We start from the raw sequence: 11,924 nt of genomic DNA, 5'->3' as shown, positions 1-11,924 counted from the left end.
GGGTTCGGCGGCGAGGTGCCGACGGAGGATTCTCGCCGTGGACCACCACCGCGGATTTCGCCGTGTCGTACGAACGGCTCCCTTGATTCTGCCACCCCGTACGGGTTCGCTCCCTCCGGTCGCATCCCCGCTCAGCCCTGTCCCCCGAGCCGCACCAGCAGCGGGGCGGCCCGCTCGCCGCGGACGGAGGTCAGGGAGAGCACGGCGTGGCCGGGGGGCACCACGTGCGCCAGGTCGGAGGCCGACCAGCGTTCCCGCTCCACCTGGCGCACGGTCACGGCGTCGGTGGTCACCGCTTTGCCGGAGACCAGCTTCCGGAAGGCGTGGATGGCCCGGGTGAGCGGCTGGTCGGCGAAGACCGTCCGGTGGGTGACGTCGCGGGTCTCCACCCATTCGGTGCCCCAGGTCTCGGCGAACCGCTTGCCGTCCCAGGTGGTGACCCCGGAGAAGGCCATCCGGCAGCCCACGGCCCCGAGCAGCGGGGTGCGCAGGGCCTCCGGCACGTCGTCCAGGGTGCGCAGCGTGAGCAGGACGCCCGCGTTGGCCGAGCGGAGCCGCTGGATGCCGCGTACGGCTTCCGGGGTGAGCGTGTGGGAGGCGTCGTCGAAGGCGAGGAGCGCGAAGAGCGTGCGGTCGGTACGGGCCGCGGCTGAGGCGTTGAACTGGGCGAGCAGCAGCCGGGCCAGCATCCGGGAGGCGTCGGCGTGCCCGCGCTCGGGAAGGTCCACGCGGACCCGCAGCGGGTGTTCCAGGGCCCGCAGGGAGAACGGCCGCCCGGCGCCGGTGGTGTCGAAGAACCCCGCGAAGGCGGGCCGGTCCAGCAGTGCGATCCGGTCAGCGAGGGCCGGGCCCGGATCGGCGGGGGCGCCGTGCTGGCGTTCGCGCGCGTCGAGCTCGCGGAGCATGCGCTGCTGCCCGGCGGCCTCCAGGGCCTCGCGCAGGGCGGCGAGGGCCATGGGCACGCGGTCGACGAGCTCCCGCAGCTCGGGCACGGCGGGGAAGCGGCCGTACGCGGCCCGGAACGGTCCGAGGAGCTGGGCGAGTGCGGTGGCGGCGCGGCGTACGTCGATTCCCGGCAGGTCGCCCACGAACCCCTCCGCGAGGAGCATGGCGGCCTCGTCGGGGTCGGTGGCGCCGCCGTAGAGGTCCAGGTCGTAGACGGAGTCGGGGTCGCCGACGCGGACGACGACGTCGTAGCCCGCGTCGGGTCCGAGGGCGGTTCCGGCGGAGGCGACCACGACGACGGCGGCCTGGCCGGCCAGCGCCTGCAGGGCCAGCGACTCCACGACGGGGCGGACCAGGCGGGAGGTCTTGCCGGCGCCGGAGGGGCCGATGGCGAGCAGTGAGGTGCCGAGGACCGTGGGGTCGAGGGCGAGGCCGCTGCCGCGGCGGGCGTACGGGTTGCGCTCGCCGTCCTGGACGGTGCCGAGCAGCACCTGCCGGGCGAGCAGATCGTGCCGGGCGGCGCGGACGGGCAGATCGCGCGCCCCCGACGGGTGGACGCAGGCCCCGGCCCCCTTGTCCCGTACGGCGTCGGCGAAGGCCCGCGTCCGCGAGGGGTCGGCCCGTACGGTCTGCCAGGCACGCCGGATCCGCACGTGGTCCACGTCGTTCATCCGCCCGGCCCGCACCTCCGCCCCCAGCCGGTCGGCCGCCTCCAGCAGCCCGGCCGCCCGCACCTCGGTCCAGGCCGCGGGGTCGTCGGGGCCGCCCGGTTCCACCGGCCGCGGCGGCGGGGCCTGGGTCCGCGCGGCGGCGCGGCCGCCGAGGATCCGGCGGGCCAGCTCGGGCCAGCGGCCGAGCCGGCCGAATCCGATGGTGAGGGTCGCCGCGACGATGGCGTACCAGATGTAGGAGGCGACGACGGCGGGGAGCGTCCCCGCCCAGGAGTCGGGGGTGAACATGTAGAGCGGCCAGAGCCAGAAGCCGCCTAGGTAGCCGTTCCAGAGGAGGGACCACAGCAGCAGTCCGGCCAGCAGGGAGATGAGCGCCCCGCTGACCAGCTGGCGGGTCGGGGTGACCTCGGGCTCCTGCGCGGCACGGGGGACGTGCCCGTACGACCAGACGCCGGGGCCGGCGTCCGGGCGCGGGACGCGCAGCCAGTCGGCGAGGGTGGGGCCTGCCACAGCGCCTGCCACCGGTTGCGCCGCCGGGCCCGCCGCCGCCCCGGTGGCCGTTCCCGGGGCCGGGGCGTGGGCGGGCTTCGGCGGGAGGCCCTGGGTGCCCGGGGGGCCGGCCGGGCGCGGGACGTGCCCGGCCGCGAACGGCGTCCGCCGCTCCCCGCCCTGCGTGCCGTCGGTGTCCATGTAACCCCTGCCCCCTGCCCGTTACCGCACTGCCCTGCGCCGCCCTGCACCGCGCCGCGCGCTCAATCTAGTGGCCGCCGCCGCCCCGCGGCCCGTACCCGGTCATGATCCACAAGACATGCCGCGGATTCCTTCCTATGGCCGTCACGGACAAGGACACGCGGGCACCACTCCCGAACGGAGCATGCAGGACCACGCCTCCCGGGCCTAGCCTGCGGACAAAGACACAAGTGCGTCCGAAAACACCCCCCAGGAGCCCCCTATGACCGCTGTCCCGCAGGAGCGCCGCATCGTCACCGCGATCCCCGGCCCCAAGTCGCAGGAGCTGCAGGCCCGCCGTCTGTCGACGGTGGCCGGTGGCGTGGGCTCCGTGCTCCCCGTCTTCACGGCCCGCGCGGGCGGCGGCATCATCGAGGACGTCGACGGCAACCGCATGATCGACTTCGGCTCCGGCATCGCCGTGACCTCGGTCGGCGCCTCCGCCGAGGCCGTCGTGCGCCGCGCCGCCGCGCAGCTCGCCGACTTCACCCACACCTGTTTCATGGTCACCCCCTACGAGGGCTACGTGGAGGTCTGCGAGGCCCTCGCCGAGCTCACCCCGGGTGACCACGCCAAGAAGTCGGCACTGTTCAACTCCGGCGCCGAGGCCGTCGAGAACGCCGTCAAGATCGCCCGTTCGTACACCAAGCGCCAGGCCGTCGTCGTCTTCGACCACGGCTACCACGGCCGTACGAACCTCACGATGGCCCTGACCTCGAAGAACATGCCGTACAAGCAGGGCTTCGGCCCGTTCGCCCCCGAGGTCTACCGCGTCCCGGTCGCCTACGGCTACCGCTGGCCGACCGGCGCCGAGAACTGCGGCCCCGAGGCCGCCGCCCAGGCGATCGACAACATCGTCAAGCAGATCGGCGCCGAGAACGTCGCCGCGATCATCATCGAGCCGGTCCTCGGCGAGGGCGGCTTCATCGAGCCGGCCAAGGGCTTCCTCCCGGCGATCGTGAAGTTCGCCAACGACAACGGCATCGTCTTCGTCGCCGACGAGATCCAGTCCGGCTTCTGCCGCACCGGTCAGTGGTTCGCGTGCGAGGACGAGGGCATCGTCCCCGACCTCATCACCACCGCCAAGGGCATCGCGGGCGGTCTGCCGCTCGCCGCGGTGACCGGCCGCGCCGAGATGATGGACTCCGTGCACGGCGGCGGCCTGGGCGGCACCTACGGCGGCAACCCGGTGGCCTGCGCCGGCGCCCTCGGCTCCATCGAGACCATGAAGGAGCTCGACCTCAACGCCGCGGCGAAGAAGATCGAGTCCATCATGAAGGCCCGTCTGACGGCCATCCAGGAGAAGTACGACATCGTCGGCGACATCCGCGGCCGCGGCGCCATGATCGCGATCGAGCTCGTCAAGGACCCCGAGTCCAAGACCCCGAACCCGGAGGCGGCCGGCGCGCTCGCCAAGGCCTGCCACGCCGAGGGCGTGCTGGTCCTCACCTGCGGCACCTACGGCAACGTGCTCCGCTTCCTGCCGCCGCTGGTCATCGGCGAGGACCTGCTGAACGAGGGCCTGGACGTCATCGAGGCCGCGTTCGCGACCCTCTGATCGAACGTCTGACACAGGCGGTAGAACGCGGGGACGCAATCCTCGATCACCAAGCGTTCACTACCGCGGGTAACGGTCGGGCGCTGTGAAGAAGGTGTGGGGGGCCGATGGCGGGAACGTTTTCCTGCTGTCGGTCCCCCTTCCGCTGCCGTACGGTTTCTGCAGATGAGTGAGACACCCCGCTTCCGGGAAACCGGGGGCGACACCAGTACCGGGCTTCCCCAGCGCCGCACTGGGCATGCGTTCGCGCACACTCCTCAGCGATCGGACGGCCGCACGCCCCAAACCCCCCGGGGCGCCCGGCAACCCGATCCGGGCGGCCGCCCCGGAACCACCCCCCCTGTTCCGGGGCGGCCGGCCACTCTCCGTTCCGGGATCTCCGGGACCTCGGCGGCCTACGCGATCTCCGCACTCTGCGTAGCGCTCTTCGCCCTGACCACCTGGCAGGTCCTCGTGTCCGGGCCCCTGCTGGTCCCGGACGCCGCCCTCAGCCGCTTGCTGGTGCGCACGGTCCCCGACGCGGTCACCCAGCGCCTCTCCGACCTCGGCAACGTCCCGGTCGCGGTTCCCGTCCTGCTCCTCGCGGTCCTCTACGCCGTCCGGCGCGGCAACCGCCGGGGCGCGGCGGCCGCGGCGCTGGCCATGGCCCTGGTGCCGGCCCTGATCGTCCCGTTGAAGGAGTGGACCGGCCGTCCGGGCCCCCTGGAGCCCTGGGCCTCCGGCTACTACCCCTCGGGCCACACGGCCACCGCGTACGTGGCGTACGCGGGCGCGGCCCTGCTCGTGCGCCCGTACGCCCGGGGCCGCTGGCCCCTCCCCCTCGCGGCCGCCCTCACCGCCCTGACGGCGACGGGGCTGATCCTGCGCGGCTACCACTGGCCCCTGGACGTCCTGGCCAGCCTCCTGATGTGCACGCCGCTGCTGCTCGCGGTGCGAAGCGCGGCGAGGCGGGGACGCACGGCAGGGCCGGGGCGTGCGCGCCCCGGCCCTGCCGCGTCCGACGGTCACGCGTCCGAGGGTCAGCCGCCGAAGTAGGCGTCGAAGTTCTTCGAGAACTCCCAGCTGCCGAAGCGGTCCCAGTTGATCGACCAGGTCATGAGGCCGCGCAGGGCGGGCCAGGTGCCGTGGGTCTGGTACGGGCCACAGTTCGTCTTCTTGGTCAGGCAGTCCAGCGCCTTGTTGACCTCCGCCGGGGAGGTGTGGCCGTTGCCCGCGTTGGTCGTGGCCGGCAGGCCGATGGCGACCTGGTCCGCGCGCAGCGGCGGGAAGACGCGGGCGGTGTTGCCGGCCACCGGGAAGCCGGTGAGCAGCATGTCCGTCATGGCGATGTGGAAGTCGGCCCCGCCCATGGAGTGGTACTGGTTGTCGAGGCCCATGATCGAGCCCGAGTTGTAGTCCTGGACGTGGAGCAGGGTGAGGTCGTCGCGCAGGGCGTGGATGACGGGGAGGTAGGCGCCGGCGCGCGGGTCCTGGCCGCCCCAGGGGCCGGATCCGTAGTACTGGTAGCCGAGCTGGACGAAGAAGGTCTCGGGGGCCATCGTCAGGATGAAGTCCGGGCCGTACTTGGCCTTCAGGGTCTTCACGGCCGAGATCAGGTTGACGATCACCGGGGTGGTGGGGGCGCGGAAGTCGGTGTCGCCCGTGGCGAGGGAGAGGGAGTGGCCCTCGAAGTCGATGTCGAGGCCGTTGAGCCCGTACTCGTCGATGATCTTGCCGACCGAGGAGACGAAGGTGTCGCGGGCCGCCGTGGTGCCCAGCTGGACCTGGCCGTTCTGGCCGCCGATGGAGATCAGCACCTTCTTGCCCGCGGCCTGCTTGGCCTTGATGGCCGCCTTGAACTCCGCGGCCGATTCGACGGTGGGGCACTCGCTGACGGGGCAGAGCTGGAAGCGGATGTCGCCGGAGGTGACCGAGGTGGGTTCCCCGAAGGCCAGGTTGATGACGTCCCACGAGGCGGGTACGTCGGCCATCCGGACGTAGCCGGAGCCGTTGGCGAAGCTGGCGTGCAGGTAGCCGACCAGGGCGTGGGCGGGCAGGCCCGGGTTGCCGGGATTGCCGCCGCCGGGCGTGGTCACGGGGACGGCCGCGCTCCTGGGGGATTCGCCGGCCGCGTTCACCGCGCTGACCTGGAAGGAGTAGGTCGTGGAGGCGGTGAGGCCGGTGACCGTCGCCGAAGTGCCGCTGACGGTGGTCGGGTTCGCGCCGTCCCGGTAGACCTTGTACGAGGTGGCCCCGGTCGCGGCCGCCCAGGAGAGGCCGACCGTGGTGGCGGAGGAGGCCGACGCGGTGAGCCCGGCGGGGGCCGCCGGGACCTGCGGGTCACCGGGTCCGGAGCCGCCGGGGTCGGGGCCGACGAGGGTCACGTCGTCGGTGAACTGCGGCGGCTGGCCGTACCAGCCCTGCGTGTACACGGTCACCGAGGTGGTGCTCGCGCCGGTACGGAAGCTCGTGCTCAGCTGCTTCCAGGCACCCGGTGTCTGCGTCCAGGTCTGCGGGTCCGTGGTCCCGGTGCCGGTCGCGCCGAGGTAGACGTACGCACCCTGCACCCAGGCGCTCAGGGTGTACGCGGAGTCGGGCTTGACGGTGACGGTCTGGGAGCAGCGGGCGTTGTCCTGCCCGGCCGGGGTGCCCTTGAGGGCCGAAGTGCCGCCGTGGACCGGGGTGCTGACGACGGCTCCGCTGCCGGCCGAGCAGCTCCAGCCGGCGAGGCCGGCTTCGAAGCCGCCGTTGCGGATGAGGTCGGCATCGGCGGCCGCGGCGGGCTGCCCGGCGGCGAGGAGGCCGGCCGCCGCGAGGGCGGCGGCGGTAAGGAGGGACAGCACGGAGCGCATGACGGTGGGTCTGGCGGCGCGGGTGGGGCGAGCAGGACGGGTGGGGCGCACAACTGCCTCCGGTACGTGGGGGGATGGAGCCTGGCCGCGCACGGGGAAGCGGTGGGGGAAGGCGCAGCGGCGCCCAAGATGGTCCAGACCAATGTTCTTGTCAAGACTTCCCGCCTCCCCGCCCCACGGCGCGCGCTGCCGCCTCGTGCATCGCGAGCTCCAGTACCGCCGGATCGGTGAGCGTGCCCTGCCCGTCCGGGACCACGAGCCAGCGGACCCCGCCCGTGGCACGGCCGGGATACGGGACCACGATCCAGGTCCCCCGGCCGGCTCCCCGTACGCCCGTCCCGACCCACCGGGACGCCGTGCCCGCGGGCACGAAGAAGCCCAGCCTGGAGTCGCCGAAATCGGCGAGCACCGGGCCGGGCCGTTCCAGCAGCGCGTGCAGTACCTCGAGGGTGGTGTGCCCCAGCTCCCCCGGCAGGATCAGCACGTCCCACCGGCGGCCGGCGGGCAGCAGGGCGACCCCGAGGGGGTTGCGCTCCCACTCCCGCCGGCAGGCGTCCGGATCGGGCGCCACCGAGACCAGCCATTCCACTGCCGTTTTCTCGCCCGGGATCGTCATCGCCCGGCCTCCGCTCTCTGTGATGAGGTGAAGCGTTCTCACAGGAGAGAGCGGGGCCGGGCGCAGGTATGACGCGGGTTTCGTTACTCCATGGTAGTGAAGCAGGTCACATCGCCGGAGGCGACGTACGCCCGGGGCGCGCGGAGGTCGCTTACCCGATCAGCACACCGGGGTGGCGGGCCTCAGCTGTCGAAGCCGAGACCGAAGCGGTCCAGCGTCTTCAGCCACAGGTTGCGGTGTCCGCCCATCCGGTCCGCCCGGGCCAGCGACCACTTCGTCATCGTGATGCCGGTCCAGGCGAAGGGCTCGGGCGGGAAGGGCATCGGCTTGGTGCGGACCATCTCCAGCTCGGTGCGCTCGGTCTTCTCCCCTGAGAGGAGGTCGAGCATCACGTCGGCGCCGAAGCGGGTGGCCCCGACACCCAGCCCGGTGTAGCCGGCCGCGTAGGCCACCTTGCCCGCGTGCGCGGTGCCGAAGAAGGCCGAGAAGCGCGAGCAGGTGTCGATCGCCCCGCCCCAAGCGTGGCTGAATTTCACCCCTTCCAGCTGCGGGAAGCAGGTGAAGAAGTGCTCGGCGAGCTTGAGGTACGTCTCGGGTCGGTGGTCGTGCTCGGCGTCGAGCTTGCCGCCGTACGGGTAGATGGCGTCGTAGCCGCCCCACAGGATCCGCCGGTCGGGGGTGATCCGGAAGTAGTGGAACTGGTTGGCGCTGTCGCCGAGTCCCTGCCGGTTCTTCCAGCCGATCGAGGCGAGCTGCTCCTCGGAGAGCTGCTCGGTCATCAGCGCGTAGTCGTAGACCGGGACGGTCAGCGGGCGCACCCGCTTGACCAGCGACGGGAAGATGTTGGTGCCCAGCGCGACCCGGCGGGCGAAGATCCGCCCGTACGGGGTCCGCACCGCCATCCCCTCCCCCGAGCCGGTCAGGTCCAGCCCGCGCGTGTTCTCGTAGATCCGCACGCCCAGCTCCAGGCAGGCCCGCTTCAGGCCCCAGGCGAGCTTCGCCGGGTTGAGCATGGCGACGCCGTCGCGGTCCCAGATCCCGCCGAGGAAGGTCGGGGAGTCGACCTCGGCCCGTACGGCGTCCGCATCCAGCCATTCGGACCGGCCGGCGAGGCCGAGCCGCTCGGCCTCCGCGTGGAACTCGCGGAGCTCCGCGACCTGGTGCGGCTCGGTGGCCACGTCGATCTCGCCGCTGCGCTCGAAGTCGCAGTCGATGCCGTAGCGGGCGACCGCCTCCTCGATGGCGTCGAGGTTCTGCGCTCCGAGGTCCTCCAGCTTGGCGAGCTCGTCCGGCCAGCGGGCCATCCCGTTGGCGAGGCCGTGGGTGAGGGAGGCGGCGCAGAAGCCGCCGTTGCGGCCCGAGGCGGCCCAGCCCGCCTCGTGGCCCTCGATCAGTACGACGTCCCGGGCGGGGTCGCGCTCCTTGGCGAGCAGTGCGGTCCACAGGCCGCTGTAGCCGCCGCCGATGACGAGCAGGTCGCAGTGCTCGTCCCCGGTGAGGGCGGGCTCGGCGGCGGGCTTGCCGGGGTCGTCCAGCCAGTACGAGACCGGCTTCGCTTCGGAAAGAGATCGTGCAGCGGTGCGCATGGCGTCTGGGGCCATGTCTTCCAACTCCCTACAGGTGTTACTTGGGCTGTGCTTTCTTGCGGCGGTTGGCGACCATCTGGCCGGCCAGCACCACCAGGACCGCGATCACGAACATCGCGGTTCCGATGACGTTGATCTGTACAGGCGTACCGCGCTGGGCCGATCCCCACACGAACATGGGGAAGGTGACGGTGTTGCCCGAGTTGAAGTTGGTGATGATGAAGTCGTCGAAGGAGAGTGCGAAGGAGAGCAGCGCACCCGCCGCGATACCGGGGGCCGCGATCGGCAGGGTGACGCGCAGGAAGGTCTGCACGGGTCCGGCGTAGAGATCGCGGGCCGCTTCCTCCAGGCGGGGGTCCATGGAGAGCACCCGGGCCTTGACGGCGGCGACGACGAAGCTGAGGCAGAACATGACGTGGGCGATCAGGATCGTCCAGAAGCCGAGCTGGATGCCCATGTTGAGGAAGAGCGCGAGCAGCGAGGCCGCCATCACGATCTCGGGCATGGCCATCGGCAGGAAGATCAGCGAATTGACCGCGCCGCGCCCGCGGAAGCGGTAGCGGACCATCGCGAAGGCGATCGCGGTGCCCAGCACCGTCGCGCCGATGGTGGCCCACAGGGCGATCTGCAGCGACAGGGACAGGGACCCGCACATGTCGGCGACCCCGCAGGGGTCCTTCCACGCGTCGAGGGAGAACTCCTGCCAGGCGTAGTTGAACCGCCCGGTGGGGTTGTTGAAGGAGAAGACCGTGACGACGACGTTCGGCAGGATCAGGTACGCGAGCGTGCCGAGCCCCGCGATCACGACGAGATTGCGGCGCAGCCAGGTGGTGGCGCTCTTCATCAGACCAGGTCCTCCGTCCCCGCTCGGCGGATGTAGATGGTGACCATGACGAGCACGATGGCCATGAGGATGAAGGACAGCGCGGCCGCCGTCGGATAGTCGAGGATGCGCAGGTACTGCGACTGGATGACGTTGCCGATCATGCGGGTGTCCGTGGAGCCGAGCAGTTCGGCGTTGACGTAGTCGCCGCTCGCCGGGATGAAGGTGAGCAGGGTCCCGGAGACCACGCCCGGCATGGACAGCGGGAAGGTCACCTTGCGGAAGACCGTGGCGGGGCGGGCGTACAGGTCCCCGGCCGCCTCGTGGAGGCGGGTGTCGATGCGCTCCAGCGAGGTGTAGAGCGGAAGGATCATGAAGGGGAGGAAGTTGTACGTCAGACCGCAGACGACCGCGAGCGGCGTGGCGAGGACACGGTCGCCCTCGGTCATGCCGAGCCAGCTGGTGACGTCCAGGAAGCCGACCGAGTTGAGGACGCCGACCACCGGGCCGCCGTCGGCCAGGATCGTCTTCCAGGCGAGGGTGCGGATCAGGAAGCTGGTGAAGAACGGGGCGATGACCAGCACCAGGAGCAGGTTGCGCCAGCGGCCCGCCTTGAAGGCGATCAGGTAGGCCAGCGGGTAGCCCAGCAGCAGGCACAGCGCGGTGGCGGTGCCGGCGTAGAGCAGGGAGCGCAGGAACTGCGGGTAGTACTCGGTGAAGGCGTCCCAGTACGTCTGGAAGTGCCAGGTGACCTTGAAGCCCTCTTCGAGGGAGCCGGTCTGCACCGAGGTCGAGGCCTGGTAGACCATCGGCAGCACGAAGAAGACGAGCAGCCACAGGATGCCCGGGAGCAGCAGCCAGTACGGGACCAGGCGCTTCTTCAGGGACGGCTTGTGCACCGGGGGCTCGGCGTAAACGGCGACCTCGGGCAGGGTCGCGGGGGCGGTCACGCGCTCTCCTCGACCGTCTCGATGCCGGCGTCGATGTCCTGGGCCGCGTCCAGCCCGAAGGTGTGGTCCGGGTTCCAGTGCAGTATCACGTCGGCGCCGGGGACGAGGCGGGCGTCGCGCTCGATGTTCTGTACGTACACCTCCAGCTCCGGGCAGACCGGGCTGTCGATGACGAACTGGGTGGAGACCCCGATGAAGGAGGAGGCCGCGATCTTGCCGGCGACCTTGTTGCGGCCGGTCTCGATGGTGTTCTCGGCGTCCGCGTGGACCAGGGAGATCTTCTCCGGGCGCACCCCGACCAGCAGCTTGCCGCCGGCGCGGGGTGTGGTCGAACATCGCGACGCCGGGACGCGCAGCTTCGTGCCGGCCGAGGAGACCACGACGTCGGACGCGCCGGCTTCCAGGACCTCGGCCTCGATGAGGTTGGAGGTGCCGAGGAAGTTCGCCACGAAGGTCGTCTTCGGGTTCTCGTAGAGCTCGGCGGGGGCGCCGAGCTGCTCGACGCGGCCGCCGTTCATCACGGCGACCGTGTCGGCCATGGTCATGGCCTCCTCCTGGTCGTGCGTGACGTGCACGAAGGTGATGCCGACCTCGGTCTGGATGCGCTTCAGCTCCAGCTGCATCTGGCGGCGCAGTTTGAGGTCGAGGGCGCCGAGCGGCTCGTCGAGGAGCAGCACCTGCGGGTGGTTGATGAGCGCGCGGGCGACGGCGACGCGCTGCTGCTGGCCGCCGGAGAGCTGGTGGGGCTTGCGCAGGGCGAACTGGCCGAGCTGGACGAGGTCCAGCATGTCGTCGACCTGCTTCTTGACCGACTTGATGCCGCGGCGGCGCAGCCCGAAGGCGATGTTCTCCGAGACGTCGAGGTGCGGGAACAGGGCGTAGCTCTGGAAGACGGTGTTGACCGGGCGCTTGTACGGCGGCAGGTGCGTGACCTCGCGCTCGCCCAGGCTGACGGTGCCGGTGGAGGGCTCCTCCAGGCCGGCGATCATGCGCAGGGTGGTGGTCTTCCCGCAGCCCGAGGCGCCGAGCAGGGCGAAGAAGGAGCCCTGGGGGATGGTGAGATCCAGCGGGTGCACGGCGGTGAAGGATCCGTAGTGCTTGCTGATCCCGGCGAGGCGGACGTCGCCGCCTTCGGTCTTGTCAGTCATGGGCCTGGGCCTTCGGTGGTGTGTCGTGGAAGGGGCAGGTGCCGGTACGGGGGTCCGGTTCCGGCGC

General features: G+C 71.6%; 9 protein-coding genes. 2 read left to right on the top strand and 7 right to left on the bottom strand.

Annotated elements, in window-relative coordinates; all coding sequences use genetic code 11:
* Positions 1–131 precede the first annotated feature (131 nt).
* A complete protein-coding gene (locus ACFYM0_RS30045; RefSeq protein WP_388506758.1) occupies positions 132–2,306 on the bottom strand; it encodes an ATP-binding protein in 2,175 nt (724 codons plus the stop codon).
* A gap of 262 nt (positions 2,307–2,568) precedes the next feature.
* On the opposite strand from ACFYM0_RS30045, the gene gabT reads away from it, so the two are divergent.
* The gene (gabT, locus tag ACFYM0_RS30040) at positions 2,569–3,903 is read left to right on the top strand and encodes a 4-aminobutyrate--2-oxoglutarate transaminase (protein ID WP_388506756.1); all 1,335 of its coding nucleotides are present in this window, start codon (positions 2,569–2,571) and stop codon (positions 3,901–3,903) included.
* A gap of 453 nt (positions 3,904–4,356) precedes the next feature.
* Positions 4,357–4,938: a phosphatase PAP2 family protein gene (locus ACFYM0_RS30035; protein ID WP_388506754.1), complete on the top strand. Its 582-nt coding sequence runs from the start codon at positions 4,357–4,359 to the stop codon at positions 4,936–4,938.
* Here the strand turns inward: ACFYM0_RS30035 and ACFYM0_RS30030 are convergent.
* From ACFYM0_RS30030 to ACFYM0_RS30005, 6 genes are all read right to left on the bottom strand, one after another.
* Positions 4,923–6,734, bottom strand: coding sequence for a chitinase (locus ACFYM0_RS30030; RefSeq protein WP_388506752.1), 1,812 nt, complete (start codon positions 6,732–6,734; stop codon positions 4,923–4,925). The genes ACFYM0_RS30035 and ACFYM0_RS30030 overlap by 16 nt on opposite strands.
* Positions 6,735–6,885: 151 nt before the next feature.
* Entirely contained in the window at positions 6,886–7,350 is a 465-nt protein-coding gene (locus ACFYM0_RS30025; RefSeq protein WP_388506750.1) for a hypothetical protein, read from the bottom strand.
* A 182-nt stretch (positions 7,351–7,532) separates the two neighbouring features.
* On the bottom strand, positions 7,533–8,951 hold the full coding sequence (locus ACFYM0_RS30020; RefSeq protein ID WP_388506748.1) for an NAD(P)/FAD-dependent oxidoreductase: 1,419 nt from the start codon (positions 8,949–8,951) through the stop codon (positions 7,533–7,535).
* Between the two features lie 22 nt (positions 8,952–8,973).
* On the bottom strand, positions 8,974–9,780 hold the full coding sequence (locus ACFYM0_RS30015; protein ID WP_243337599.1) for an ABC transporter permease: 807 nt from the start codon (positions 9,778–9,780) through the stop codon (positions 8,974–8,976).
* Positions 9,780–10,709, bottom strand: coding sequence for an ABC transporter permease (locus ACFYM0_RS30010; protein WP_388506746.1), 930 nt, complete (start codon positions 10,707–10,709; stop codon positions 9,780–9,782). Before ACFYM0_RS30010 ends, ACFYM0_RS30015 begins: the two co-directional genes overlap by 1 nt.
* Positions 10,706–11,857: an ABC transporter ATP-binding protein gene (locus ACFYM0_RS30005; protein WP_388506744.1), complete on the bottom strand. Its 1,152-nt coding sequence runs from the start codon at positions 11,855–11,857 to the stop codon at positions 10,706–10,708. The genes ACFYM0_RS30010 and ACFYM0_RS30005 overlap by 4 nt, the downstream gene beginning before the upstream one ends.
* Positions 11,858–11,924: the final 67 nt, after the last annotated feature.

It is taken from the genome of Streptomyces sp. NPDC006487 (assembly GCF_042870555.1).
Classification (GTDB): domain Bacteria; phylum Actinomycetota; class Actinomycetes; order Streptomycetales; family Streptomycetaceae; genus Streptomyces.
Note: the sequence above shows the minus strand (reverse complement) of the source record. Positions and strands in the feature narration are given on the sequence as shown.